This is a genomic window from Marivita sp., assembly GCF_020055675.1.
Lineage (GTDB): Bacteria > Pseudomonadota > Alphaproteobacteria > Rhodobacterales > Rhodobacteraceae > Marivita.
Genome location: NZ_JAIPUS010000001.1, coordinates 293,857 through 317,583, shown reverse-complemented (window position 1 = coordinate 317,583; position 23,727 = coordinate 293,857). Strand labels below are relative to the sequence as shown.

General features: G+C 62.5%; 28 protein-coding genes and 1 pseudogene. 10 read left to right on the top strand and 19 right to left on the bottom strand.

Going from position 1 to position 23,727, the window contains the following annotated elements:
- Window positions 1–60 precede the first annotated feature (60 nt).
- A complete protein-coding gene (locus LCF59_RS01565; protein ID WP_292284891.1) occupies window positions 61–819 on the bottom strand; it encodes an SDR family NAD(P)-dependent oxidoreductase in 759 nt (252 codons plus the stop codon).
- A gap of 84 nt (window positions 820–903) precedes the next feature.
- On the opposite strand from LCF59_RS01565, the gene hisF reads away from it, so the two are divergent.
- Window positions 904–1,665, top strand: a complete 762-nt coding sequence (hisF, locus tag LCF59_RS01560) for an imidazole glycerol phosphate synthase subunit HisF (RefSeq protein ID WP_292284889.1) — start codon at window positions 904–906, stop codon at window positions 1,663–1,665.
- The gene (locus tag LCF59_RS01555) at window positions 1,662–1,970 is read left to right on the top strand and encodes a phosphoribosyl-ATP diphosphatase (protein ID WP_292284887.1); all 309 of its coding nucleotides are present in this window, start codon (window positions 1,662–1,664) and stop codon (window positions 1,968–1,970) included. The genes hisF and LCF59_RS01555 overlap by 4 nt, the downstream gene beginning before the upstream one ends.
- A 99-nt stretch (window positions 1,971–2,069) precedes the next feature.
- Here the strand turns inward: LCF59_RS01555 and LCF59_RS01550 are convergent, their stop codons facing one another.
- From LCF59_RS01550 to LCF59_RS01540, 3 genes are all read right to left on the bottom strand, one after another.
- A complete protein-coding gene (locus LCF59_RS01550; protein ID WP_292284885.1) occupies window positions 2,070–2,537 on the bottom strand; it encodes a CoA-binding protein in 468 nt (155 codons plus the stop codon).
- 184 nt (window positions 2,538–2,721) lie between these two features.
- A complete protein-coding gene (locus tag LCF59_RS01545) occupies window positions 2,722–3,789 on the bottom strand; it encodes a DUF2235 domain-containing protein (RefSeq protein WP_292284883.1) in 1,068 nt (355 codons plus the stop codon).
- Entirely contained in the window at window positions 3,767–6,064 is a 2,298-nt protein-coding gene (locus tag LCF59_RS01540) for a xanthine dehydrogenase family protein molybdopterin-binding subunit (RefSeq protein WP_292284882.1), read from the bottom strand. Before LCF59_RS01540 ends, LCF59_RS01545 begins: the two co-directional genes overlap by 23 nt.
- On the opposite strand from LCF59_RS01540, the gene LCF59_RS01535 reads away from it, so the two are divergent.
- Window positions 6,048–6,428 carry a hypothetical protein gene (locus LCF59_RS01535; RefSeq protein WP_292284880.1) on the top strand — a complete coding sequence of 127 codons (381 nt, stop codon included), beginning with the start codon at window positions 6,048–6,050 and terminating at the stop codon, window positions 6,426–6,428. The genes LCF59_RS01540 and LCF59_RS01535 overlap by 17 nt on opposite strands.
- Here LCF59_RS01535 and LCF59_RS01530 read toward each other — a convergent pair.
- Both LCF59_RS01530 and LCF59_RS01525 read right to left on the bottom strand, forming a co-directional pair.
- Window positions 6,425–7,024 (bottom strand): inner membrane-spanning protein YciB, encoded by a 600-nt coding sequence (locus LCF59_RS01530; RefSeq protein ID WP_292284878.1) that lies wholly within the window; start codon window positions 7,022–7,024, stop codon window positions 6,425–6,427. The two genes, LCF59_RS01535 and LCF59_RS01530, sit on opposite strands and share 4 nt — an antisense overlap.
- Window positions 7,025–7,027: 3 nt before the next feature.
- Window positions 7,028–7,930: an EamA family transporter gene (locus LCF59_RS01525; RefSeq protein ID WP_292284876.1), complete on the bottom strand. Its 903-nt coding sequence runs from the start codon at window positions 7,928–7,930 to the stop codon at window positions 7,028–7,030.
- 59 nt (window positions 7,931–7,989) lie between these two features.
- Between LCF59_RS01525 and LCF59_RS01520 the strand changes: the two genes are divergently transcribed.
- Window positions 7,990–8,466, top strand: a complete 477-nt coding sequence (locus LCF59_RS01520; RefSeq protein WP_292284874.1) for an MgtC/SapB family protein — start codon at window positions 7,990–7,992, stop codon at window positions 8,464–8,466.
- Here LCF59_RS01520 and ftsY read toward each other — a convergent pair.
- Window positions 8,463–9,896 carry a signal recognition particle-docking protein FtsY gene (gene ftsY / locus LCF59_RS01515; RefSeq protein ID WP_292284872.1) on the bottom strand — a complete coding sequence of 478 codons (1,434 nt, stop codon included), beginning with the start codon at window positions 9,894–9,896 and terminating at the stop codon, window positions 8,463–8,465. The two genes, LCF59_RS01520 and ftsY, sit on opposite strands and share 4 nt — an antisense overlap.
- A 64-nt stretch (window positions 9,897–9,960) precedes the next feature.
- A complete protein-coding gene (locus LCF59_RS01510) occupies window positions 9,961–11,646 on the bottom strand; it encodes an NAD(P)H-dependent oxidoreductase subunit E (protein WP_292284870.1) in 1,686 nt (561 codons plus the stop codon).
- Window positions 11,647–11,835: 189 nt separating this feature from the next.
- On the opposite strand from LCF59_RS01510, the gene LCF59_RS01505 reads away from it, so the two are divergent.
- Window positions 11,836–12,237 (top strand): hypothetical protein, encoded by a 402-nt coding sequence (locus tag LCF59_RS01505; RefSeq protein WP_292284868.1) that lies wholly within the window; start codon window positions 11,836–11,838, stop codon window positions 12,235–12,237.
- A gap of 95 nt (window positions 12,238–12,332) precedes the next feature.
- Here LCF59_RS01505 and LCF59_RS01500 read toward each other — a convergent pair whose 3' ends face one another.
- From LCF59_RS01500 to LCF59_RS01490, 3 genes are all read right to left on the bottom strand, one after another.
- The gene (locus tag LCF59_RS01500) at window positions 12,333–13,664 is read right to left on the bottom strand and encodes an 8-oxoguanine deaminase (RefSeq protein ID WP_292284866.1); all 1,332 of its coding nucleotides are present in this window, start codon (window positions 13,662–13,664) and stop codon (window positions 12,333–12,335) included.
- Between the two features lie 117 nt (window positions 13,665–13,781).
- A complete protein-coding gene (gene hisN / locus LCF59_RS01495; RefSeq protein ID WP_292284864.1) occupies window positions 13,782–14,582 on the bottom strand; it encodes a histidinol-phosphatase in 801 nt (266 codons plus the stop codon).
- A gap of 53 nt (window positions 14,583–14,635) precedes the next feature.
- On the bottom strand, window positions 14,636–15,016 hold the full coding sequence (locus LCF59_RS01490) for a helix-turn-helix transcriptional regulator (RefSeq protein ID WP_292284862.1): 381 nt from the start codon (window positions 15,014–15,016) through the stop codon (window positions 14,636–14,638).
- A gap of 296 nt (window positions 15,017–15,312) precedes the next feature.
- Between LCF59_RS01490 and LCF59_RS01485 the strand changes: the two genes are divergently transcribed.
- A complete protein-coding gene (locus LCF59_RS01485) occupies window positions 15,313–16,278 on the top strand; it encodes an NADPH:quinone oxidoreductase family protein (RefSeq protein WP_292284860.1) in 966 nt (321 codons plus the stop codon).
- Window positions 16,279–16,307: 29 nt separating this feature from the next.
- Here LCF59_RS01485 and LCF59_RS01480 read toward each other — a convergent pair whose 3' ends face one another.
- The gene (locus LCF59_RS01480) at window positions 16,308–17,186 is read right to left on the bottom strand and encodes a LysR family transcriptional regulator (RefSeq protein WP_292284858.1); all 879 of its coding nucleotides are present in this window, start codon (window positions 17,184–17,186) and stop codon (window positions 16,308–16,310) included.
- 126 nt (window positions 17,187–17,312) lie between these two features.
- On the opposite strand from LCF59_RS01480, the gene LCF59_RS01475 reads away from it, so the two are divergent.
- Complete coding sequence (locus tag LCF59_RS01475; protein WP_292284856.1) at window positions 17,313–17,534, top strand: DUF1127 domain-containing protein; 222 nt, start codon at window positions 17,313–17,315, stop codon at window positions 17,532–17,534.
- A 183-nt stretch (window positions 17,535–17,717) separates the two neighbouring features.
- Window positions 17,718–18,500, top strand: coding sequence for a Bax inhibitor-1/YccA family protein (locus LCF59_RS01470; protein WP_292284854.1), 783 nt, complete (start codon window positions 17,718–17,720; stop codon window positions 18,498–18,500).
- Window positions 18,501–18,810: 310 nt separating this feature from the next.
- Here LCF59_RS01470 and LCF59_RS01465 read toward each other — a convergent pair whose 3' ends face one another.
- From LCF59_RS01465 to LCF59_RS01440, 6 genes and pseudogenes are all read right to left on the bottom strand, one after another.
- On the bottom strand, window positions 18,811–19,275 hold the full coding sequence (locus LCF59_RS01465; RefSeq protein ID WP_292284852.1) for a host attachment family protein: 465 nt from the start codon (window positions 19,273–19,275) through the stop codon (window positions 18,811–18,813).
- Window positions 19,276–19,451: 176 nt separating this feature from the next.
- Window positions 19,452–19,868: a DUF4112 domain-containing protein gene (locus LCF59_RS01460; protein WP_292284850.1), complete on the bottom strand. Its 417-nt coding sequence runs from the start codon at window positions 19,866–19,868 to the stop codon at window positions 19,452–19,454.
- A gap of 43 nt (window positions 19,869–19,911) precedes the next feature.
- Window positions 19,912–19,998, bottom strand: a pseudogene (locus tag LCF59_RS17770) (YqaE/Pmp3 family membrane protein); the annotation flags it as partial.
- 47 nt (window positions 19,999–20,045) lie between these two features.
- On the bottom strand, window positions 20,046–21,014 hold the full coding sequence (locus tag LCF59_RS01450; protein WP_292284848.1) for a YihY/virulence factor BrkB family protein: 969 nt from the start codon (window positions 21,012–21,014) through the stop codon (window positions 20,046–20,048).
- 223 nt (window positions 21,015–21,237) lie between these two features.
- Complete coding sequence (locus LCF59_RS01445; protein WP_292284846.1) at window positions 21,238–21,795, bottom strand: RNA polymerase sigma factor; 558 nt, start codon at window positions 21,793–21,795, stop codon at window positions 21,238–21,240.
- Entirely contained in the window at window positions 21,788–21,961 is a 174-nt protein-coding gene (locus LCF59_RS01440; RefSeq protein WP_292284845.1) for a NepR family anti-sigma factor, read from the bottom strand. The genes LCF59_RS01445 and LCF59_RS01440 overlap by 8 nt, the downstream gene beginning before the upstream one ends.
- Before the next feature lie 102 nt (window positions 21,962–22,063).
- Here LCF59_RS01440 and LCF59_RS01435 point away from each other — a divergent pair, with 102 nt between their 5' ends.
- The gene (locus LCF59_RS01435; RefSeq protein WP_292284843.1) at window positions 22,064–22,873 is read left to right on the top strand and encodes a response regulator; all 810 of its coding nucleotides are present in this window, start codon (window positions 22,064–22,066) and stop codon (window positions 22,871–22,873) included.
- Between the two features lie 183 nt (window positions 22,874–23,056).
- On the top strand, window positions 23,057–23,347 hold the full coding sequence (locus tag LCF59_RS01430; RefSeq protein WP_292284841.1) for a hypothetical protein: 291 nt from the start codon (window positions 23,057–23,059) through the stop codon (window positions 23,345–23,347).
- On the opposite strand, the gene LCF59_RS01425 is transcribed toward LCF59_RS01430, so the two are convergent.
- A complete protein-coding gene (locus LCF59_RS01425) occupies window positions 23,344–23,712 on the bottom strand; it encodes a hypothetical protein (RefSeq protein ID WP_292284839.1) in 369 nt (122 codons plus the stop codon). The genes LCF59_RS01430 and LCF59_RS01425 overlap by 4 nt on opposite strands.
- Between the last annotated feature and the right edge of the window lie 15 nt (window positions 23,713–23,727).

Genomic DNA, 23,727 nt, shown 5'->3' with positions numbered 1-23,727 from the left:
GACGGTGGGACAGTCGGGCATCAATTGATATGCACGATGGCGTGAGCGCCGATTTGCGGGTCAGATCGATCCGGCTTCGACCATGTAATTGCTGGCCGTGCACATGGCGGCATCGTCGGACGCGAGGAACAGCACCATGCGGGCGACATAGACCGGGTCGATCAAATCCGGCAGGCATTGGGTGTCGCGCTGCGCCTCGAGCGCATCGGGGGTGGCCCAAAGCTCTTTCTGGCGTTCGGTCATGATCCAGCCGGGCACCACCGTGTTGACGCGGATGCGATGCCCGCCCAGATCGCGCGCCATGCTGCGGGTCAGGCCGTGCACCGCGGCCTTGGCGGTCGTGTAGGCGGGCATGTTGCCGGCCGCTTCCCACCAGCTGTTCGATCCCATGTTGATGATCGACCCGCCGCCGGCGTCGATCATGTCGGGGGCCACCGCCTGGATGGCAAAGAACATGTGGCGCAGGTTGACGGCCTGGCGTTCGTCCCAGTAGTCGGCTGTAACGTCGCGCCAATCGTGCCGGTCGTCGCGGGCCGCGTTATTGACCAGCACCTGCGCCGGGCCAAGCTGCGCCTTGAGCCTGGCAAACGCGTCTTGCAGCGCGGGGATGTCGCGCAAATCGGCCTGTTCCCAGACCACGGTGCCCTGGGTCGCGTCGGCCAGCGTCTGTGCCGCTGTCGCATCCAGATCGACAAACCCGACCTTGGCCCCCTGCGCGGCAAAGGCGGCGACCATGTCAGCCCCGATGCCCGAGGCACCGCCGGTGAGGAACACGGTCTTGCCGGAAAGGCTGGGATATTGGGCGAATGTATCTGACATGGGGCCTCCTGTTTCTGTCGCACAGGGCATAATGCGCATCATGCAGGCTTCACAAGCAACGATCTTCGGAGTAGGCGAAGGGCCATGTTGAAAACCCGCATCATTCCCTGTCTTGACGTTGCCGATGGCCGTGTGGTCAAGGGCGTCAATTTCGTCGATTTGCGCGACGCCGGTGACCCGGTCGATGCTGCCCGTGCCTATGACGCCGCGGGCGCCGACGAGATCTGCTTTCTCGACATCCATGCAACGCATGAAAACCGCGGCACGATGTTCGACGTGGTCACCCGCACGGCCGAGCAATGCTTCATCCCGCTGACCGTGGGGGGCGGGGTCCGCAGCGTCGCCGATGTGCGCGCGCTGCTGCTGGCGGGTGCCGACAAGGTGTCGTTCAACTCGGCCGCCGTGGCGAACCCGGACGTGGTGGCCGAGGCCGCCGACCAGTTCGGCAGCCAGTGCATCGTGGTCGCCATCGACGCCAAGACGGTGGCCCCCGGCCGGTGGGAGATTTTCACCCATGGCGGCCGCAAGCCCACGGGGATCGACGCGGTCGCCTTCGCCGAAACCGTGGTGGCAAAGGGCGCGGGGGAAATCCTGCTCACCTCGATGGATCGCGACGGCACCAGGGCGGGGTTCAACCTGCCGCTGACCCGCGCGATTTCCGACGCGGTGGATGTCCCGGTGATCGCATCGGGCGGCGTTGGCACGCTGGACCACCTTGTGGACGGCGTGACCGAGGGCGGAGCCAGCGCGGTGCTGGCCGCGTCGATCTTCCATTTCGGGGAATTCACGATCGGTCAGGCCAAGGCGCATATGGCCGATGCAGGGATACCGGTGAGGCTGACATGACCCTCGAAGAACTGGAACAGATCGTGGCGGCGCGCGCCAAGGCCTCCACCGACGAAAGCTGGACCGCCAGGCTGCTGGCCAAGGGCCCGGAGAAATGCGCCGAGAAATTCGGCGAGGAAGCCGTCGAAGCGGTGATCGAGGCGGTCCGGGATGATCCCGACCGGCTGACCTCGGAAGCGGCGGATGTGCTGTTTCACCTGCTGGTCATGCTGAAGTCCCGGAATGTCGCGGTGTCTGCCGTGATGGCCGAACTTGACCGGCGGCAGGCGCAATCAGGCCTGAAAGAAAAGGCAGCGCGCGGATAAGCCGCTTCGAAGCGGCTTGTTTCAAGGGCTTGCGAAAGCCCTTGAAACGCGATTTAGAAATCGCGTGGCCAAGCCCGTTCGAACGGGCTTTCCCCGGCCTCAGAGCTTGGACGAGATGATCCCGGTGTTGAAGCCCCCCATGCGCAGCTCGCCGAAGAGGCGCTGGTATTCGATCTTTGGGCAGCGGTTCATCACCACGTCGATGCCGCGTGCTTCGGCCCTGGCGGCCGCCTCGGGGTGTTGGACGCCGATCTGCATCCAGATGGTCTGAAGATCGGGACATGCGCTCAGCGCCTCGTCCACGATGGCCGGGACCGCCTCGGACTTGCGGAAGATGTCGACCATGTCCACCGGGCTGTCGATATCGGTCAGGGATGCCTTGATTCGAGAGCCGAACAGCATCTTGCCCGCGTGGCCGGGATTGACCGGGATCACGGTAAACCCCTTGAGCGACAGGTAGCGCGCCACGTAATAGCTCGGGCGCACGGGGTTGGTCGACACGCCGACCACCGCCACTCGCTTGGTCCGTCGGAGAATCATGCGCAGATGCGCGTCGGAACAGGTCATGGCGCGAGCCTATAGACGCATCCTCCGAAAAGAAAAAGCGCCCAAGGAGACCTTGGGCGCCAGTGTTGGAACGAGGGACAGTGAAAGGGCAGCGGGTGTTCCACGCCCGCGCCTCTGATATCAAGGTAATCACGATGCCCCGGGTTTAAAGGGACCGCCGCCATGCGGTGTGGTCACATGTTCGTCAGGTTGCGCGGCAGGATTGGGCCGGAGTTTCGCCGCGCCGCGGCTGGTCCAGCGTTTCGTGCAGCCGTTCGGACGGGTCGGTGCAGGTCCTGCGCATCCTGCGATGCAGGAACAACATCCCCCAGCCCGACCAATTGCCGGAGGACGGGGCGGCCGGGTCTTGCGGGAAGCGCGCGGCCCATCCCTCGGGCAGCGGCAGGCCGACATGATGCGCCCGGTCGAGCATCCAGACCAGCGGAATATTCGACAGGCCCCGCGCCTCTTCATGGCCGCGCAATTGACCGCCGACATCGCCATGCACACCGCGGAACCAGACCTGTTCGACATGACCGTCCCAGCCGGGCGACGCAGACCACAGCACCGGGGCATAGGCCATGCGGCGTTCGTTGTAGGCCAACGCGTGAAAGCCGTGCTGGATCGACGGGCCCAGCCGCGCATTGTGGAACGCATGGGCGTCATTGGTGATCCGCCAGATCAGCGGCAGGCGCAGGCCCAGAGCCTTGACCGTATCCCAGACGCCCACCACCCGGATCGGCGCCTGTTCGTGGCAATGGAGCGCCGCAAAGCGCGTTGCAACATCTGACCCGGGGCGGTTGCAACGGTACAGGCGATAGGCCTGACGGACATTGCGTTCCGTTGCATGTTCGGCGCGGAGCAACCCGATGGTGTCGATCACGCCCGCCAAGGAGCGGACGGCATAGGCCCCGCGCGAATACCCGAAAAAGTAGATTTGGTCGCCCGGTTTGTAGCGCGACGCCAGAAATCCGTAGGCACGGCGGATTTGCGGGTTGATGCCGCGACCGACAACGATGTCGGACATGCTGCGCCAGTCGGACCATTGCAGGCCCGCTTCGTAGTACAGCGACAGGTCTCCGCCGACCTCTTGCAGCAGGTGATAAAGGCGCCCCGCATTGGTTTTTCTGCCCCGCTCAAGCGAGGACAGGGTGCCATCGAGTATGATGACATGAACACGGGCTCCGCGCCGCAGCGAGACGCTGGAATGGCCCTCCGTGAAGGCGCGGCGGAACCAACCGAATATGCGTTCACTCAGCGGCGACGCGCGCATCCTGCAACATGCCCCAGACCCTTTGCGGTGTGAACGGCATATCGGCCTTGCGTACGCCCTGCCCCCACATCGCGTCCTGCGCCGCGTTGGCCACCGCCGCCAGCGCGCCGACGGTGCCCGCCTCGCCGCAGCCTTTCATGCCCATCGGGTTGGTCACCGACGGGACAGCTTCGGTGCTGAAGCCGATCATCGGCACATCGTCGGCGCGCGGCATGGCGTAGTCCATGAAGGTGGCCGTGAGCAATTGGCCGTCTTCGTCATAGACAACGCGCTCTGTCAGCGCCTGGCCGATCCCCTGCACCACCCCGCCATGCACTTGACCTTCGGCCAGCATCGGGTTGATCAGGTTACCGAAATCATCGACCACCGTATAGCGATCAACGGTGACATGGCCGGTCTCGGGATCGACCTCGACCTCGGCCACATGCGCGCCGTTGGGGAAACTGCGCCCGTCCAGCGTGGCCGTCGCGTCAAACGTCAAAAGGTCTTCCCGGCCCGCGTCCCGCGCCATCTGCGCCACTTCGAGCATCGTCGGCGTGACGTTGGATGTCCCGACACGGAACTGTTCGTCGTCAAAGCTGATCTCGGCGGCATCCACGCCCTGCGTGTCGGCCAGAAAACCGGTAAACGCGGTGACGATCTGGTCCACCGCCGCCAGTGTCACGGTGTTCTGCACGGTGACAGAGCGCGACCCGCCGGTGCCGCCGCCCCGCGCGATCAGGTCGCTGTCGCCCTGGACAAAGCGGATCTTGTCAGCCGGGATGCCGGTCTGATCGGCCAGGAATTGCGTGAACACGGTCTCGTGTCCCTGGCCATTGGATTGCGTGCCGACATAGATCGACGCACCACCATCATCGTCGAAGGTGACCTTCACATCCTCGCTCGGCGCACCGAGGATGCTTTCGATATAATAACACAGGCCAATCCCGCGCAGCTTTCCCTGCGCTTCGGACGCGGCACGGCGGGCGGCAAAGCCATCGCGGTCGGCAAAGGTTTCGGCACGGGTCAGAACGCGGTCGAAATCGCCCACGTCGTAGGTTTCGCCCGTGGCGGTCGTATAGGGGAATTGCTGCGGCTTGATGAAATTGATGCGGCGCAATTCCCACGGGTCGACATCCAGCTCGCGCGCGGCCCGGTCCATGACCCGCTCCAGCAGATAGATCGCCTCGGGTCGCCCGGCCCCGCGATAGGCATCAACCGGCGTGGTATTGGTATAGACCCCTTCGACCTGCAGCCATGTGGTTTGCACGTCATAGGTGCCCATCAGCACCTTGGCGAAAAGGTTGGTCTGGATGGCCTGCGCAAAATGCGAATTATATGCGCCCATGTTGGCCACCGTTCGCACGCGGTAAGCCGTGATGCGGTTGGTTTCATCGAAAGCGAGTTCGGCGGTGTGCCTGAGATCGCGGCCCGCGTTGTCGGACAGCATCGCCTCGGTGCGGTCGGACATCCAGCGCACAGGGGTACCGAGCATCTTGCAGGCAATCGCGGTCAGGAAGTTTTCCGGATGCGGCATGCCCTTCATGCCGAACCCGCCGCCGGTGTCGGGGTTGGTGACGCGGATATCGTCCTCGGACATGCCAAGAATGCGCGCAAGCTGTCTCTTGTGCTCCCAGACGCCCTGCGCGTTGATGGCGACATGCAGGCGGTTGCCCTCGATCTCGGCATAGCAGCCGCGCGGCTCCATCGCGTTGACGATGACGCGGTTGTCCTCGACATCGAGCCTGACGGTGCGGTGGGCGTCGGCAAAGGCCTGCACGGTGGCGTCTTCATCCCCCAGCCCGAAATCGAAGGCCCGGTTTTCCGGTACATCGTCATGCAGTCGCGGCCCGCCGGACGAAAGGCCCAGATGAACCGGTTTGTCGGTATAGTCGAATTCGATCAGCTCTGCCGCGTCGCGCGCTGCATCGAGCGTGTCAGCCACGATGAAGGCCACCGCCTCACCGACATAGCGGACTGTGCCGGAGGCCAGCAAGGGGCGGAACGGCGCCGCGCCCGTGGAGCCGTCGCGGTTGGGGACAGTGGTGCCCCACAGACCCTCGGTGTAACCCGCCTCGGCCAGGTCGGCGGCTGTCAGGACGAGATGAACGCCGGGCGCATCTCGGGCCTCAGTGACGTCCAGCGTGTCGATATCGGCATGGGCCACCGACGATCGGAGGACATAGCCGCGCAGCGCGCCGGCTGGCGCGATGTCATCGACATAGCGGCCCGTTCCATTGAGAAATCGTATATCCTCGACCCGCTTTACGGGTTGCGACTTGCCAAACTTTTCCATCCGTTCCTCGCGTCTTGGGCCTGCTGTGTCCGGGGCGACACTAGACTTCGAGAGGCTGCTGTCCAGCCCGAACATGCTGGTTCGACAGGTCCAGAAGCCCGGCGGTGCCATATCCGTTGAACGCGGTCACCAGCGCAAGGCTGTAGGCCCCGGCCCCGGTGATCAGGATATGGTCGTCTTCGGCGATATCGCCCGGCAGGTTCCAGATGCCGGGAACCCGGTCGAGGCTGTCGCAGGTCGGCCCGAAGATGGTGAAGGGCCGGGCACCCGACAGGCGGGGCTGGCCAGTTCTGTCAACGAAGATCGACCGGCGGGGATAGGCGGACGCGGCGATGAAGCAGCCTTTCGCCTGCGTGGCGCCTAGTCGTCCTCGGCGGTACTGTATTTCTGGATCAGCCCGGCTTGCGCGATGAAAAAGACGAAGGTCGCGCCGGTGATGACAAAGGTTTCGAAATAGACCCAGATCTCGGTGCTTTGGGTGCGCCAGACGATTTCGTTCGACGCCGCCAGCAACAGGAAGAACGCGGTCATGCGTCTGGTGAGGATCATCCAGCCCTCCTGCTCCATCGGCAGCAACTCGCCCATCACCACGCGAAGATAGCTTTGACCGCGCAAGAGCCCGATCGCAAGCACTCCGCCCAGCAGCAGGTAGACCATTGTCGGCTTCATCTTGATGAAGCGGTCATCATTGAGCCACACGGTCAGACCGCCGAACACGACAACCAGCACCGCGGTGACGATCTGCATGCGGCTGATATGGCCGGTGAGCCACCAGAGCAGGCCCATGGAGGCCAGGATTACCGGGATGAAGCCTGCCGTGACGACGATGAACCCGTCATAGTCGATGCCGTTATAGGTAAAGACCCGGTCCTTGAGCCAGAGGTAGGCGACGAAAAAGCCGATCACCGGACCCAGTTCCAATGTCGATTTCAGCCATTGCGGGACGTGATGTTGTGTCAAGGCTCAGCCTCCGATTTCCACGATGACAGCCCCTAGCGCGATCAGGGCCATGAGCGCAATCCTGCGCGGGCCGACGGTGTCCTTCAGGAACACCCAACCGATGATGGCGGCAAAGACGGTCGAGGTTTCGCGCAGCACCGCCGCCTCGCCCACCTGGTCCAGGCGCGTGGCGAGCATGATGGAGCCGAAGCTGAAAAAGGCCACCAGCCCGCCGATCATACCTCTGACAGCGAGCGGGCCCAATTCGGGTTTGTGGACCATGTTGCGGTACCGTAGCGCGGCGATGATCGGCATCGGGATGGCGTCGATCATGAAGAACCACGCGAGGAAGGTGAACGGGTCGGCAGTGGCGCGGATGCCGTAGGCGTCATAGGTGGTGTAGAGCGCCACGAACAGGCCGGTGGCGATGGCCAGCATCAGGGCAACCGGCAGCGTGTCGCGTTCGGCCACGAGAAAGAAAAGGTTGTAGATGGCCAGCCCGAATATCCCCGCCAGAAGGACCGACAGGCCGAGCCATTGCGTGACCGAGAAGGTTTCCCCGAATATCAGGTAGGCGCCGATCACCGCAAACAGCGGCCCGGTGCCGCGCACCACCGGGTAGACCACGGTATAGGCGCCCTTGGTATAGGCCTGCGCCTGCAAGAGCTTGTAGCCGAGGTGAATGACGAAGGCCCCGAGGAAGATCAGCCACATATGCGGCTCGGGCCAGGGCACGACGAACAGCGCGAAGGGCGCGGCCATCAGCCCGTAACTGGCATCGATCGCGCCGCGCGACATCCAGGGATCGTGCCGCCCCTTCTGCAAGGCGCCGAAAATCGCATGCAGCAGCGCCGCCAGAAGCGCCAGCCACAGGGCAAGCGTTTGCCCGGCAGCCGTGCCCTCGATCGAGATCAGCCAGGCGCTCATCTCCGGAACAACGCCTGCGACGCGGTCGTTGGGACCCCAGGCAACTCAGGGGCGCATCCATGGAAATCCTGCTTGACGATCTGACCACCAGTTTTCTGGAAGTCCCTGTCGGGGTCGCCTTCATGCGCATACTCGGCGCGGTCGTGCTGTCGGCGTTGATCGGGCTGGAGCGGGAAAGCCGCGAAAAACCCGCCGGCCTGCGCACGCATATCCTCGTGTCGGTCGCGGCATGCCTGTTCGTCATCCTGGGACAGGAACTTGCCGCGCTGGATTTCGGCGGCGACGCCAAACGGGTCGATCCCTTGCGCATGATCGAAGCAGTCACCGCCGGCGTCGCCTTTCTGGCCGCCGGGCTGATCTTCACCTCCAACGGCACGGTTCAGAACGTGACCACCGGCACATCGCTCTGGCTGGCCGGGGCCATCGGGCTTGGCTGCGGCGCCGGTCAGCTTGCTCTGGCGGGCATGGCCGCCTTGGTCGTCCTGGTGGTCTTGCTGCTGTTGCGCCAATTGGAAAAGCTGATGGGCACGCACTAGGCGGGCAGTCCCGTCAGGGCGGCGGCGAATTCCTCTGGATCGAAGGGTTGCAGGTCGTCGATCTGTTCGCCCACACCGATGGCGTGGATGGGCAGGCCAAAGCGATCGGCCAGCGCCACCAGCACACCGCCCTTGGCGGTACCATCGAGCTTCGTCATCACGAGGCCCGATACATCCGCGAGTTTCTGAAAGGTCTCGACCTGGTTCAGCGCGTTCTGGCCAGTGGTGGCATCAAGCACCAGCAGCGTGTTGTGGGGTGCGTCAGGATCCTTCTTGCGGATGACGCGGACGATCTTGGCCAGCTCCTCCATCAGGTCCTGGCGGTTTTGCAAGCGGCCGGCCGTGTCGATCATCAGAAGGTCCGCGCCATCGGCCTGCGCCCGTGTCATGGCGTCAAAGGCAAGGCTGGCGGGGTCGGACCCTTCGGGCGCGGTGAGCACCGGCACACCGGCGCGATCGCCCCAGACCTGAAGCTGTTCGACCGCCGCCGCACGGAAGGTGTCGCCTGCGGCGATGACAACCGATTTGCCGGCATTGCGGAACTGGCTGGCAAGTTTCCCGATGGTCGTGGTTTTGCCGGACCCGTTGACGCCGACCACCAGCACCACCTGCGGTGTCTTGGAATAGAGCGGCATCGGCCGCGCGACCGGATCCATGATGCGCGCCACCTCGCCCGCGAGAAGCCCTTTTATCTCGCGCACGCTCAGTTTCTTGCCAAAGCGGCCTTCGGCGATATTGGCGGTGACCCGCAGGGCGGTATCGACCCCCATATCAGCCTGGATCAGCAGGTCTTCAAGCTGCTCCAGCATGTCGTCGTCAAGCTCGCGGCGGACCTCGGAGGGGGCGGACTTGCGACCGAGCAGGCGACCCAGGAGACCGGGTTTGCTGACCTCTGCTTCGGCGGACGGGGCGACATCGGCAAGCCCCACCGATTGCACCGGGATTTCCCGGGGCGTGTCGGGTTGCGTTTCACGCGGGGGTGTCGCCATCGGGTCGCCGGGTTGCGGCGCGCCTTTGGGTGGGTCCGGCGGGCTGACCGGTGTCGAGGCGGGCGGCGGCATGTCCGGACCCGGAGACGGCGGCCTGTCCTGCCCCGGCAGATCGGGCTGCGGCACCTCTTGCGGGGGATCGGGTCGGGGCAGGTCGGGGTGCGGCACCTCTTCCGGGGCCTCGGGACCGGGTTGCTCGGGCGCGGGCAGGTCCGGCTCTGGCACCTCTTCTGGGGTTTCGGGCGCCGGCACATCCGGCGGGGGGCTGTCCGGTTCCGGCTCCAACGGGGGGGTGTCGGGGGGCGGGTCGTTGGGCGGCAGTGTTTCGGGATCTGGTGAGGGGGTTTCCTCGCCGCCGTCGGAGACGATGGCGTCCAGACCTTCGTCCAGCTTGGACGAGGACTTGAAGAGCTTTGATTTCAGCTTGCCGAAAAAGGACATTGCGGACCGTTGGTTGGAGTATCTCTCCCTCTCATCTAGTCCTTATCCGGCCAGGATGAAAGGCTCAGACCTCGTCCGGGAAATGCGCCATCGTCAGACGGATGGGGTTCGGCGCGGCCTGCCCCAGGCCGCAGATCGAGGCATCGGCCATCGCCTGACACACCTCTTCCAGAAGCGGCTTGTTCCAATGCTCGGCCTGCATCAGCTTGACGGCCTTTTCGCAGCCGACCCGGCAGGGTGTGCACTGGCCGCAGGATTCATCCTCGAAAAAGCGCAGCATGTTGAGCGCGGCGTCGCGGGCGCGGTCCTTGTCCGACAGAATGACCACCGCAGCGGAGCCGATGAACGAGCCATGCGGCTGGAGCGTGTCGAAATCGAGCGGCACATCGTCCAAGGAGGCGGGCAGGATGCCGGAGGACGGGCCACCCGGTTGATACGCCTTGAACACATGCCCATCGGCCATGCCGCCAGCCGCGTCGATGATGTCGGTGATCGTGCTGCCCGCGGGCAGCAGGTACACGCCCGGTTGGGCGACACGCCCCGACACGGAATAGGACCGCAACCCCTTGCGGCCGTTGCGTTCGGTGGTGTTCAGGACCTCCGGCCCCTCGCGGCAGATGCGGGTGATCCAGTGCAGGGTCTCGACATTGTGCACCAGCGTCGGCCGGCCGAAGACACCCACCTGCGCCACGTAGGGCGGGCGGTGGCGCGGGATGCCGCGCTTGCCTTCGATGGATTCGATCATCGCGGATTCTTCGCCGCAGATATAGGCCCCCGCCCCGCGCCGCAGATCGATGTAGCCTGGCGCGACCATGCCGGCGGCTTCGAGCGCCGCGATCTCGCGGCGCAGGATGTCCAGCACGGCGGGGTATTCGTCGCGCATGTAGATGAAGCAGGTGTCGGCCTCGACCGCCCAGGCGGCGATCAGCATGCCTTCAAGGAAAAGATGCGGCACGCGTTCCAGATAATAGCGGTCCTTGAAGGTGCCCGGCTCGCCTTCGTCGCCGTTGACGGCCAGATAGCGCGGGCCGGGATTGGCGCGCACGAAGCCCCATTTGCGGCCCGACGGGAACCCGGCCCCGCCAAGGCCGCGCAGGCCGGATGACAGGACTGTGTCCTGCACCTGCGCCCAGTCGCCATTTGCACGCAGGTCGAGAAGCGCCGAATAGCCGCCGGTTTTCAGATAGGCGTTCAGCTCCTGGTAGTCGGGTATATGCGCATGGGTGTCGCCCGCCGCGATGGCCGCCTGGACCTTTTCGGGCGTGGCATGGTCGATGTGGTTGTGGCCCAGCTCAAGCACCGGCGCGGTATCGCAGCGGCCCATGCAGGGCGCCCGCAGCACGCGCACCTGCGACGGGTCGAGCCCGTCTTCCAGCGCCTGTTGCAGCCCCTGCGCGCCCGCCAGCTCGCAAGAGAGCGAATCGCACACCCGGATGGTCAGCGCGGGCGGCGGGGTTTCGTCTTCCTTGACCACGTCGAAATGGGCATAGAAGGTGGCGACTTCGTACACCTCGGCCATGCTCAGGCGCATCTCTTCGGCCAGTGCGCGCAGATGGTCGGCGCTCAGATGGCCGTATGCGTCCTGGACCAGGTGCAGGAATTCAATGAGGCAGTCGCGGCGGCGCGGCCGGTCGCCCAGCAGGCTGCGCACCTCTGCCAGCGCTTCGTCGATGTATTGACGGCCCTTCGGAGTCACACGACCCTTGCCGCGCCCGGATTTCCACACACCTTTGCGCTCATCCAATGCCATTTGGTATGTCCTCCGCCTGCATCTGGTCCGAGGGTGGCACAGCGGGTCCCCCTGTACGAGCCTGAAAACGACCTTACACGCCGCCGCTGCGCCGATGCCCTGTCGCCGATGGCGTCGAAATGACGATTTTCGGAAAACTCATGCCGATGTCATTTGTGCAAAGACCGGCGCTTCGGTAGGGTAAGCGCCATGAGACGTTACCTTGGATACGCCATTCTGGCCGCCTGTCTTGCGAGCCCGCTGCCGGGCGCCGAGCCAATGACCGGGGCGCAATTCGAATCCTACGTGACCGGCAAGACGTTGCATTTCGGTCAGAACGGAACGGCCTACGGCGTCGAGGAATACCTCGAGGATCGGCGCGTGCGGTGGTCCTTTCTGGACGGTCAATGCAAGGACGGTGTCTGGTACGAAGAGGACGGGATGATCTGTTTCGTCTACGAGGACACGCCGACACCGCAATGCTGGACCTTTTTCAAGGAATCCTCCGGGCTGCGAGCGATTTTCCAGAACGATCCGAACGCGACCACGCTTTACGAAGCGCAGCAGAAAGACGAACCGATGGTCTGCCACGGGCCGGATGTCGGGGTCTGACCGACACGGGACGCGAAAACGCGCGTTGCTGCAAACAAGGCACTGTCGCGCGGACGCGGGACCGATCGCCGCTTTTGCGCAGCGCAGGCTGGCTGTTACCCGGCCAAGGCGCGCGCCAGCGCGTTTTGCCGCTCGATCACTCTTGGCAAGTCAATGGTCACGATCTGCCCGTCGCGCACAACCTGCCGCCCCTCCACCAGCAAGGTCTGCACCCGCGTTGGCCCGGCAAGCAGGAGCGCGGCCGGATCCCAGCTTCCGGCGCTTTCGATCCCGGTCACATTCCAAAGCGCGATATCGGCCCGTTTGCCAATGGCGATCTGGCCGCAATCCGGGCGGCCCAGAACCTCGGCCCCACCCCGCGTCGCGATGAAAAGCGCTTCGCGCGCGCTCATCGCATCGGCCCCGCCCGCGACCCGCTGCAAGAGCATGGCCTGCCGCGCCTCGGCGCTCAGGGATCCGCTGTCATTGCTGGCCGACCCGTCAACCCCGAGGCCAACCGGCACCTGCGCATCCCGCATCGCGCGTACCGGGGCGATGCCCGAGCCGAGCCGACAGTTCGAGCAGGGGCAATGCGACACGCCCGTGCGGGTCCTGGCGAAAAGATCAATCTCCTGCCGGTCAAGCTTTACGCAATGCGCGTGCCATACATCCGGACCGGTCCAGCCCAAGTCCTCGGCATATTGGCCCGGACGACACCCGAATTTTTCAAGGCTATAGGCGACATCCTGGTCATTCTCGGCCAGATGGGTGTGCAACATCACACCTTTGTCCCGCGCCAGTCGCGCCGCGTCGCGCATCAGATCGCGGCTGACCGAAAACGGCGAACAGGGCGCCACACCGACACGCACCATGGCGCCTTCGCGTGGATCGTGATGCGCGTCGATCACGCGGATGCAATCCTCAAGTATCGCTGCCTCGCGCTCGACCAGCGTATCGGGCGGCAAGCCGCCATCGCTCTCTCCGATGCTCATCGCGCCGCGTGTCGGGTGAAACCGCAGGCCAATCTCCTGCGCCGCGGCAATCGTGTCGTCCAGGCGCGCACCACCCGGATAAAGGTACAGGTGGTCCGAGCTTAGCGTGCACCCCGACAGCGCCAGTTCCGCCAGTCCGATCTGCGCCGAAACAAACATCTCTTCCGGGCCGAACCGCGCCCATATCGGGTAGAGCGTCTGCAACCAGCCAAAGAGCAGAGCATCCTGCCCGCCCGGAACGGCGCGGGTCAGGGTTTGGTACAGATGGTGATGCGTGTTCACCAAGCCCGGTGTCACCAGGCAGCCGCGCGCATCGATCACCTCATCTGCGCCAGACAGACCGCTGCCGATCCCGGTGATCACCCCGTCTTCGATCAGGATATCCGCTTCCTTCAGTTCGGACAGCCCGGCATCCATCGTGAGGACAAGTTTCGCATTTTGGACAAGGGTGGTCATGTCGATCCCTCCACACATATCGCGTCCTTTTCGGTGCAGGTCTCCTGCCGGGGCGACAGAAAAGGAGCGGAAGGACTCGCCCGGGCCGGCCTCTGGTAGCGCATATGCGCGCGCCTGTCAGCCGTTCAGCCGCGCCAATGCCGCCGCATGAAGCTCGGGCGTGGCGGCCGCCAGCGTTGTGCCGCCGTGATGCGCCGGGGTGCCGTCCCATTGGGTCACGACGCCGCCCGCCGCTTCGATCACCGCGATGGGCGCCTGCACGTCATAGGCGTTCAGCCCGGCTTCGATCACAAGGTCGATCTGCCCCGCCGCCAGAAGTGCATAGGCATAACAATCGCAGCCATATCGGGTCAGCCTGGCCTCTCTGGCCACACGCTGAAACGCGGCACACTGGCTGGCCGTGCCGATTTCGGGGAAGGTGGAAAACAACGTCGCCTCGCGCAGGACCCGCGTGTCCCTGCATTTCAATGCCGCCTCGCGCCCCGGCCCGGTCCAAGAGGCCCGTCCAAGACCGCCCATGAACCGCTCGCCGGTATAGGGCTGTGCGATCATGCCCATCACGGGACCAGACCTGTCGGACAGGGCGATCAGCACGCCCCATGTCGGCGTGCCGCTGATAAACGAGCGTGTCCCGTCAATCGGGTCGAGCACCCAGGTCAGGCCACTGGTGCCGTCCTTGGGTCCATACTCTTCGCCGAGGATCGAATCATCCGGGCGCAGATCAGCCAGCACCTCGCGCATCACGGTCTCGGCGGCGCGGTCGGCGATGGTCACCGGATCGAACCCGCCCTCGAGCTTGTTTTCCGCATCGAGCGTGACAGAGCGAAAATGCGGCAGGATCGCTGCACCGGCGGCATCCGCCATGCGATCGGCCACTGACCAAATGTCAGTGGCCTGAGACGAGGTAAAATCGGTCATGGAGCGCCTCCTGCAAGCAGCCCTGTCAGGGCTACCTCAGGCGGGCGAGCGGCTCAAGCCACGTCGGACAGGACGCGGGCCAGTTCGAAAAGGCGGCGACGCTGGTTTTCCGGGATCGCATAGTACGACCGGACAAGATCGAGCGCTTCCTTGTCACCCAACAGATCGGCGGGCACCGCATCGGCAGGGGTCTGTGTTGCATCAACCTTCTGGGAATCTTCTATTCCTTCGAAAAAGAAGGCCACCGGCACGTCCAGCGCGTCGGCAATATCCCAAAGCCGCGATGCGCTGACCCGGTTGGCGCCGGTTTCATATTTCTGGATTTGCTGAAACTTGATCCCGACTTTCTCGGCCAATTGCTGCTGGGTCATTCCCACCAGCCAGCGGCGATGCCGGACCCGCTTTCCAACATGTACGTCAACAGGATGTGCCATCATGCTCCTTTCGCCAGACGCAATTTCGTCTTTATGGTTACTGGATAGGCCCGTAGCCGCCTCGGCGAACCGACGCATAACGGGAACAACCTATCCGATTGTTGATGCAGGGAAGCTATAGCATGACAGGTATCAGGGCAAGAATTTTGGGGGCACTAAACAGAAATTGGTTAACAAAGTACAACCAGAGGTCAGGCACCGCGATCCGCTTCGGGATGTGAGACCGGCGGGTGCACGCGTTTCGCGTTCTGAACAAGGCGCTGTAAAGCTATGATAATTTGAAAAACGAGGTCAATATGAAGGCGTTTCAGGTCCACACCCATGATGTCGCACCGGCATTGGTTGATGTGAAGAAACCAGAACCTGCCGCAGGCGAAATTCGAATCAAAATTCACGCCTGCGGACTGAATTTTGCCGATTTGCTGATGGTGAAGGGCACGTATCAGGACGTGCCGGACCTGCCCTTTACCCTTGGAATGGAGGTTTCGGGAATCATCGACGCGCTGGGAGAGGACGTGTCGGAGCTTGCTGTCGGCGACAGGGTTGCGGTCTTTGGCGGGCATGGTGGACTGGCCGAGTTTGGCTGTTTCGAGGCCCGACGCGCCGTGCGCTTGCCCGAAGACATGTCGATGGTCGACGCAGCCGCGTTCCAGGTCGCCTACGGCACAAGCCACCTTGCCCTTGCCCACCGCGCACGGATGCAAGCGGGCGAAACGCTGCTTGTTCTCGGAGCGGCGGGCGGTGTCGGCCTGACGGCGGTGGAGATCGGCAAGCTCATGGGCGCCACGGTGATCGCCTGCGCGCGCGGCAAAGCCAAGCTCGACGCCGCCATCTCGGCCGGGGCCGATCACCTGATCGATGCCGAAACACAGGATATCCGGACCGAGATGAAGGCGCTGGGCGGGGCGGACGTTGTCTATGACCCGGTTGGCGGGGCGCAATTCGAAGCGGCATTCCGGTCCTGCAAGCCGGAGGCGCGCATTCTGCCCATCGGCTTTGCCAGCGGGGAGGTGCCGCAGATCAAGGCAAACCACCTTCTGGTCAAGAACCTGTCGGTGCTGGGTGTCTATTGGGGCGGTTATCTGAAGTTCCGTCCCGAGGTCGTGACGCAAAGCCTTGCCACGCTTCTGGGCTGGTACAGACGCGGATGGCTCAAACCGCATGTCAGCCACCGCTTCGACCTCGACACGGTGGCGGACGGGCTGGCGCTTTTGCGCAGCCGCAAATCCACCGGGAAGGTCGTGGTCGAGATCGCGTCCTGATCCGGGCATGGGGCGAAGAGCCCTGCCGGTTATTCCGCCGCTGCACGCATGTCCACGCCGGAGATTGCCGCGAATTCGCGGCGCAACAGGTCGCAGAGGGGTTCGATGATCTGCGACCGCGCTGTCCCGCGGTAGAGAGCGACCGATTGATGCCCCAGGTCGGGCAGATCGCTCGTCATCGGGATCGCCTCGAATTGCGCCGGCTCGTGCCCTTCGAGAACCGAGGTGATCGCCAGGTCCGCGCTGACGGCCACGTCGATCGCGCGGTCGCTGTCGGAGGCCAGGACAAGGTCCCAATCCGCGCCCACACGCTCCAGCGTGCCCAGCGCGACGGGCCGGAACGAACAATGATTGCAGAACGCCACCGGGATGGGGCGCGTCTTCCACGCCTGCCCCCCCGGCGCACCGTACCAGCGCAGCGGGACTTTCATCAGCACCTCCGCCGCGCCATCGGGGCGGGTTTCCGTGGTCAGGATGATGTCCAACTCACCGCGCGCGAACCGGTCTTTCAGATCACTTGAGTAGGAACTGTAAAGCTGCACCTTCACGCGGGGAAAATCGCGTTGCATCGCTTTCATCACGTTGGGAATCGCGGGGTATATGATGTCATGCGGCACGCCGAGGGTGATTTCACCTTCCCAGACCGTGTTGGTGAGCTTGCCATACACCTCGTCATTCATGTCCACCATCCGCCGGGCATAGGTCAAAAGCTGTTCACCCGCCGAGGTCAGCACGACACCGCGTCCCTGGCGGTCCAGCAACGTCAGGCCAAGGCTGTCCTCGAGCCGTTTGATCTGCATCGACACCGCCGATTGCGTCAGGTTCAGGAAAGAGGCCGCCCGCGTGACGCCACCGGAGTCGGCCACGGCGATAAAGGATCGCAGGGTCGTGATGTCGAGATTGCGCATATATCAAATCCTGTGATGCGTCACTTCAATAACATTCGTTTCACAAATTACCGTAGCAGGCCCATATGCATCAGGCAACACGATGGGTTCCACCCGAACCATCACAAAGACACTAGGAGCAAGACAATGCAAAGCCTGATGGACACAGTCGTTGACCGGCCGCACCACATGCCCTCACGCGGCCGATTGATCGACCGGTTTCATGCCGCCATGGCACTCTACCGCAGCCGCGCGCGGCTGGCGGAACTGGAGCCGCACATGCTGCAGGATATCGGGATCGACCGCGGAACCGCTGACAAAGAGGCTGCGCGCCCGATCTGGGACGCTCCGGCAGGCGTGATGCGCTGAACAGGCGTGATGCGCTGAAATTGAGCAGTTTGAGGCCCCCGGCCTCCGAAAAATGTAAAAAGGATTCATTTTTTAACGGAACCTTTATACAAGCGCGCTTGAAATGTTCGTGCGAAGGCCCGATATTTCAACTACACATCCCCACGCTGGTGCGGGATGCCTGAGTTCATTTCGGAGGGATAAATGGCTGAGTACAACACAATCCGGTCGACCGGCGTTGCTGGCGCCCGGACCGCCCAGGTTGATGAAGGTCTGCGCGCGCACATGAACAAGGTCTACGGCACCATGTCCGTAGGTATGCTGATCACATTTGCTGCGGCCTGGGCCATATCCGGCCTGGCCGTGACAGCCGATCCGTCACAGGCCGTGGCGCAGATCGGAACCGACAAATACCTGACATCACTGGGTCAGGCACTTTACATGTCGCCGTTGAAATGGCTGGTCATGTTTGCCCCGCTGATCTTCGTCTTCGGCTTCTCGGCCGGGATCAACCGGATGTCCGCAGCCACGGCACAAACGGTCTTCTACGTCTTTGCCGCGGTCATGGGTGTCTCGATCAGCTCGATCTTCCTGGTGTTTACGGGCTACTCCATCATCCAGGTGTTCCTGATAACCTCGATCGCCTTCGCGGGTCTGTCGCTCTGGGGCTACACGACGAAGAAAGATATCTCTGGTTGGGGGTCTTTCCTGATCATGGGTGTCATCGGTCTCATCGTGGCGTCGATCGTGAACATCTTCTGGCCGATGCCGGCCCTCGCCTTTGCAATCTCGATCCTGGGTGTGCTGATCTTTGCTGGCCTGACCGCTTACGACACGCAATCGATCAAGACCGAGTATCTGCAGCATGCGCAGCATGGCGACTCGGAATGGATGGGCAAGTCGGCGATCATGGGAGCTTTGAGGCTCTACCTCGACTTCATCAACATGTTCATGTTCCTGCTGCAATTGCTTGGAAACCGCGAATAATCGCGCGCTGAACATCACGTAACAAAGGCCGGTCAAACGACCGGCCTTTTTCATATCCGACTATCGGTGACGCTATTTGCAGGCGCGTTGACTGGCCGCCGTCACACATGTCGGCTGCAAGATCCTCTCAAACCGGGCGCTGTGCGATCGTCCAGACGTGATGTCCTGGGTGGGCAGCTTGGGACAATCCGGGCCAGGCAGGCACGTTAGTCGGTGTCCGAAGCGTCATCCAGCACAGCCGCCCGGATGAAATCCCGGCTCGGGCACCACGCCCCCGGCGTGATGCCCGTCTCGAGGGTGCCGCCTTTTCCTAGCTCTGCTCCATGTCATGGCTGAGCAGCGTTTCGATCTCGTCGATCGGGTGGTTTGTCAAAACCTTTGGCACGTCGAGGATCACGCGGCTCGCCACTTCGGGATGCAATTCCTTGCGCAGCTCGCTCAGCGCCGGGCGGCTGGCGATGATGACCAGTTTGTCAAACCGGCCCTTGTGCGCATCCTGGTAAAGTTGGTCGGCCACATCCTTGGCAAACCGCTCTTTTTCAAGCTCATGCCAGTCAGTGTCCTGCACGGACGACCGCTGAACGGATGGCCCGTCGTTGAACCGTCCCGGACGGTTCGCCGCCCAGTCCTGCGCCTGAGGATTGTTCTGTTCCTCCTTGCCGCGCACGACCAGGTTCATGTCGATATCGTCGCCTTGGTTGACAAGGTACAAAACCTTCTCGCCATCCAGGATGACAACCCATGTGCCTTGTGGCAGCCCCGATTTACGCGTCATTGCCGCTCCCTTCGTCTTCTATGCTTTTGACAACGCGGGTTGCGCCTGCAGGGCGCTCTTTGCTCCGCTTTTCTTCGTCTTTCGTGCCGACGACCCGGGACAGACGTCCTCCGTCGCGGCCTTGCTGGCTGACCTGTGTCCGGTCACCCAACACTTCCTCGGTTTCCCGGCGACCATCATTTGATCTGTGACGTTTCGGCATTCTGTACCTCCTCGAGTTCAGCGTGGGACAGGTCGCGCCGCATTTCGGATTGCAGCAGCGCGAGGTTCTTGATGTGGGACTTGAAGGCGATGTCGAAGAGATCACCGACAAGCGGGATTGCCCCGATCACGAGGTCGATCCCCGCGTTCACACCCATTCGCGCGAGTGTGCGTTTGCGTGCACCCATCTGGTGGCCATGCCATATCATCCAGCCGGCGGGCACAGTTGTCACCGCGTCCCCGAGACCCGGCACAAGCCCCAAGAGCGAATCCCAGCCAATGGGGATGCCCAAAAGCGGGATGCGGAACCGCGTATCGAGCAGCCCGGCGACCCGTTCGATACGCGCCAGCCTTTGCGCAACATCGGCAGCGGGCAATGGTGTAGAGCGCATGGACGATCCCCGGACGATACCCCAACACCGCAAGCGGAATGTTGACCCAGACATGTTTCCTGTTTCCAACCTCCGGGATCACTCCCGCAGGGGGCACCAGGACGGCGATGGTGATGCGGACAATCTCCATGAGATCTTCATGGATACGGGCCTGCATTCAAATGGGTAACGTTGCGGTCAGCTTGTGGGTTCCGTCAATTCTTCTCCGCGGGCCGCGCCGATATTGTCGGCCTTGACCGCCCCCCGCTCGCCCATCGGCCGGTCCTGTCCGACCGTGCTGTCGATGCGCGTCTGCGCCTCGAGCTCGGCGTCCAGCAGCGCACCCAGAAGCACGATGAAGGTCGACAGCCAAAGCCATGTCAGCAAGATGATCACCCCGCCCAGCGCGCCGAAGGTTTCATTGTAGGACCCGAACGATTGGACATACAGGCTGAAGCCATAGCTGCCCGCGACCCAAAGGACGCAGGCGGTTGCAGCGCCCGGCGTAAGCCAGCGCCACTTGGCAGAGCGGCGGCACGGGCCGAGCCGGTACAGAATGGAAATGCCCAACACCCCCATGAGGAAAAGCACCGGCCAACGCAGGAACATGACAATGTCGTCCAGATAGCCGGCACTGGCAAAGAGGGACGCAACGACCGGAATCGCGGCCACGATCACGATCGCGACGATCAGGCCGGTGATCAATACAAAGGTCAGGAAGATGGTCAGCGCTTTGACCTTGAAGAAATTGCGCGTTTCCTCTTCGTCGTAGATCATGTTCAACCCCGCGATGAAGTTGGCCACCGCCTTTGACGCAGAGTAAAGCGCGATGCCGACACCCAGCAGCGCGGCAAAGCTCAGGCGCGAGGAATCGGCCTCTGCAACATCGCGCAACTGCCCCATGACGATTTTTTCCGCCGCTTCCGGCAGCATCGCGGTAATCTTGGGGCTGTTCTCCACCAGCATTTCGGGTTGCAGGAACGTGCCGGCAAAAGCCATGGCGGCCGTGATGCCCGGAAACAGGGAAAGCAGGCCGTAAAAGGCAATCCCCGCAGCGATCAGGCCGAGGTTCTTGGAGGATTGCTGGTTCCACATCCGCATCGCGACATCGAAACCGCCTTTCAGCGGGATCTGCATCGGTCTGTCGGCTAAGCGTCCACGACTCATAGAAATCTCCTGTGTCCGGACCGGCCGGGCGACCGCATACTGCGCGAGACCCGTCGGTTAGACAATATTTTCAGTGACGCCCGGCAAATCCTGTTCGATGTCGAGCCTGGTGCCAGGATCGTGGAGCCATGGATCGAACATCAGGTTCCCCCATGCCCGTAATTTTCGGACCCAACCCGACTGTCACCCGCGCAAGACGGCGTTTCCGGTCAAGAGCGAAGGGTCAGGCGACGTTCTTGTTGTCGGAAACGATGGTGGTCGTGACGACATCGGTGGCTTCCAGCACTTCGTCATCACTCATCTGCAACAACTCGACCAGTTGCTTGCGCGCGCGGTTCACCCGGCTTTTGATTGTCCCGATGGCCACGCCGCAGGTTTGCGCCGCCTCTTCGTAAGAGAACCCACCAGCCCCGACCAGGATCAGCGCTTCACGCTGCTCGTCCTTGAGCTGTTCGAACGCGTGATTGAAGTCGCGCATCTGCAAACGCCCGTCATGATCTGGCTTTTGCGACAGGGCTGCCGCCATTTCACCATCCACATCGGCCACTTCGCGCCGGGCCTTCCGGTGGTGGGAATAATAGGTATTGCGCAGGATCGTGAACAACCAGGCCCGCATGTTGGTGCCGGGCTGGTAGGAATCGATCTTGGACCACGCCTTGACAAGCGCATCCTGAACCATGTCGTCCGCAAGAGCGGAATTGCGCGTCAAGCTCATGGCAAAGGCGCGCATTGCGCTCAGATGCTCGACAACCTCGTCTCTTGGATCACTATGTTCAGCCATCGTTGTTTTCCGGTTCCGTTTTTTCGGTCTGTTCGGATTCGCGCAACTTGTTGAGCAGGTCCTTGAACCGATCCGGCACATCCTGATTGGCGACGTCCTCGTAGACCCGCTTCAGGTTTGCCTCGATTGCCTCCTCGAGGTTTGAATTTCTTCGATCCTGTGTCATGTAGCCCTTCAAACAATTCACCGTTTCATGCGGCTGATCTGGAACCTAACGTGATTTTATGCGTTTTGTTCCCATAATTGAAAAAAGTGGGAGCGTTTCTCCATGTCAACCGAACAGCCCAAGGGTCTTACCTCGAAAATCGGCGAGGAGCTGCCCTATTTGCGCCGCTATGCAAGGGCGCTGACCGGATCGCAGAGCGAGGGGGACAAATACGCCGCAGCCACGCTTGAAGCCATTTTGAGCGATTCTTCGCTGTTTGATCATGACGCGTCGGACAAGGTGGCGCTTTTCAAGGTGTTCCATTCTATCTGGTCGTCGTCAGGTGCGACATTCAACACCGAGGAAACCGGCCCGGTGGCCAAGGCTCAGGAACATCTCGCGATGCTGACATCGAGCACGCGCGAGGCGCTTTTGCTTCACACGATTGAAGAATTGTCTTTCGACGATATCGCGACCACCCTCGACATCAGCCCGGAAGAAGCCGCCAAACTTGTCGATATCGCTTATGGCGAGATGGCAAAGTCTCTTGCCGGGCGGATCATGATCATCGAGGATGAGGCGATCATCGCGATGGATCTCGAAGCGATTGTCGCCGATATGGGTCACAAGGTGACAGGCATTGCCAGAACGGCCTACGCGGCGCGGCATCTTTTCGCGCAGGAAAAGCCGCATCTGATCATGTCGGACATTCAACTGGCCGATGGGTCCAGCGGCATCGACGCGGTCAACAGTATCGTTGCCGACAACCCCGAGGTGCCCGTGATTTTCATCACCGCCTTCCCCGAACGCCTTCTGACCGGCGAGGGGCCGGAGCCGGCCTTCCTGATCGCCAAGCCTTATACAGAAGACCAGGTCAGATCTGCCGTCAGCCAAGCCATGTTCTTTTCTTCCACGGAAACGCTCAAGGCGTAAAACCCCATCGGGGTCCAGACACAGGAAACCGGAGCCGACAGGCTCCGGTTGCTTGCACGCGCACATGTCACGGTCATCTGCCTTCACATGACCCCGCCCAACCTTTTGCCGACGCACCTTCGGGTAAGGTCCGGGAACTTTGCCGCCCTCGCGGCGTTTTCCTCGTAACAAAGGAGACACATCATGGCGCATTCAACCGGCAATACCGAAGCTGAACACATCCAGCATGACACCAACGAGACGTCACACACGGACAAGGTGCGCGACTCCATCTCGTCCGCCAAACACGAATTGCGCGACGTCGCCAACACCGCTCAGACAAAGGCCGAAGACGCCATCGAGCGGAGCAGCGAGCAAGTGCAGACCTTTCAAGGCGAGTTTGACAGCGCAGTCCGTCGCAATCCGACGCTCGCTGTTCTCGGGGCCTTGGGTGTCGGTGTCGCGATCGGAGTGGTGATGCAGAAACGGAATTAACGTGTCACACCCAACTGGGTCAGAGCGTTGGAAATCTCTTTTGTCGAAAACGGGCGCAACACGGCTGCCGACCGGTGCCTGGCAGCGACGTCCGCGCTTCCGTCGATCCAAAGAAGCGGCACTGACAGCGTGTCTATGGCTTGAATGAATGCCTCTGTCCCCGGAACCTGCTGGGACAAGCCAAAGATAATCATCTCGAGATGGCGGTTGTCCTCGTCCAAGGCGTGTTTGGCCTCGTCCAGATGCCTGACATGCAGAACCGGACCCATCCCCTGAAGGGTCAAGGTCTCAATCAGGTCCTCCGCCTCGACCATGTTTTCCGTTACAAGCAACGTTCTGGGCGCCAATCGGGTGCAACTGGACATGTGCTTCAACCTCTC

Coding starts and splice junctions, on each gene's coding strand:
- LCF59_RS01565 (WP_292284891.1), bottom strand. CDS start 819: ATGTCAGATACATTCGCCCAATATCCCAGCCTTTCCGGCAAGACCGTG.
- hisF (WP_292284889.1), top strand. CDS start 904: ATGTTGAAAACCCGCATCATTCCCTGTCTTGACGTTGCCGATGGCCGT.
- LCF59_RS01555 (WP_292284887.1), top strand. CDS start 1,662: ATGACCCTCGAAGAACTGGAACAGATCGTGGCGGCGCGCGCCAAGGCC.
- LCF59_RS01550 (WP_292284885.1), bottom strand. CDS start 2,537: ATGACCTGTTCCGACGCGCATCTGCGCATGATTCTCCGACGGACCAAG.
- LCF59_RS01545 (WP_292284883.1), bottom strand. CDS start 3,789: ATGCGCGCGTCGCCGCTGAGTGAACGCATATTCGGTTGGTTCCGCCGC.
- LCF59_RS01540 (WP_292284882.1), bottom strand. CDS start 6,064: ATGGAAAAGTTTGGCAAGTCGCAACCCGTAAAGCGGGTCGAGGATATA.
- LCF59_RS01525 (WP_292284876.1), bottom strand. CDS start 7,930: ATGAGCGCCTGGCTGATCTCGATCGAGGGCACGGCTGCCGGGCAAACG.
- LCF59_RS01520 (WP_292284874.1), top strand. CDS start 7,990: ATGGAAATCCTGCTTGACGATCTGACCACCAGTTTTCTGGAAGTCCCT.
- ftsY (WP_292284872.1), bottom strand. CDS start 9,896: ATGTCCTTTTTCGGCAAGCTGAAATCAAAGCTCTTCAAGTCCTCGTCC.
- LCF59_RS01510 (WP_292284870.1), bottom strand. CDS start 11,646: ATGGCATTGGATGAGCGCAAAGGTGTGTGGAAATCCGGGCGCGGCAAG.
- LCF59_RS01505 (WP_292284868.1), top strand. CDS start 11,836: ATGAGACGTTACCTTGGATACGCCATTCTGGCCGCCTGTCTTGCGAGC.
- LCF59_RS01500 (WP_292284866.1), bottom strand. CDS start 13,664: ATGACCACCCTTGTCCAAAATGCGAAACTTGTCCTCACGATGGATGCC.
- hisN (WP_292284864.1), bottom strand. CDS start 14,582: ATGACCGATTTTACCTCGTCTCAGGCCACTGACATTTGGTCAGTGGCC.
- LCF59_RS01490 (WP_292284862.1), bottom strand. CDS start 15,016: ATGGCACATCCTGTTGACGTACATGTTGGAAAGCGGGTCCGGCATCGC.
- LCF59_RS01485 (WP_292284860.1), top strand. CDS start 15,313: ATGAAGGCGTTTCAGGTCCACACCCATGATGTCGCACCGGCATTGGTT.
- LCF59_RS01480 (WP_292284858.1), bottom strand. CDS start 17,186: ATGCGCAATCTCGACATCACGACCCTGCGATCCTTTATCGCCGTGGCC.
- LCF59_RS01475 (WP_292284856.1), top strand. CDS start 17,313: ATGCAAAGCCTGATGGACACAGTCGTTGACCGGCCGCACCACATGCCC.
- LCF59_RS01470 (WP_292284854.1), top strand. CDS start 17,718: ATGGCTGAGTACAACACAATCCGGTCGACCGGCGTTGCTGGCGCCCGG.
- LCF59_RS01465 (WP_292284852.1), bottom strand. CDS start 19,275: ATGACGCGTAAATCGGGGCTGCCACAAGGCACATGGGTTGTCATCCTG.
- LCF59_RS01460 (WP_292284850.1), bottom strand. CDS start 19,868: ATGCGCTCTACACCATTGCCCGCTGCCGATGTTGCGCAAAGGCTGGCG.
- LCF59_RS01450 (WP_292284848.1), bottom strand. CDS start 21,014: ATGAGTCGTGGACGCTTAGCCGACAGACCGATGCAGATCCCGCTGAAA.
- LCF59_RS01445 (WP_292284846.1), bottom strand. CDS start 21,795: ATGGCTGAACATAGTGATCCAAGAGACGAGGTTGTCGAGCATCTGAGC.
- LCF59_RS01440 (WP_292284845.1), bottom strand. CDS start 21,961: ATGACACAGGATCGAAGAAATTCAAACCTCGAGGAGGCAATCGAGGCA.
- LCF59_RS01435 (WP_292284843.1), top strand. CDS start 22,064: ATGTCAACCGAACAGCCCAAGGGTCTTACCTCGAAAATCGGCGAGGAG.
- LCF59_RS01430 (WP_292284841.1), top strand. CDS start 23,057: ATGGCGCATTCAACCGGCAATACCGAAGCTGAACACATCCAGCATGAC.
- LCF59_RS01425 (WP_292284839.1), bottom strand. CDS start 23,712: ATGTCCAGTTGCACCCGATTGGCGCCCAGAACGTTGCTTGTAACGGAA.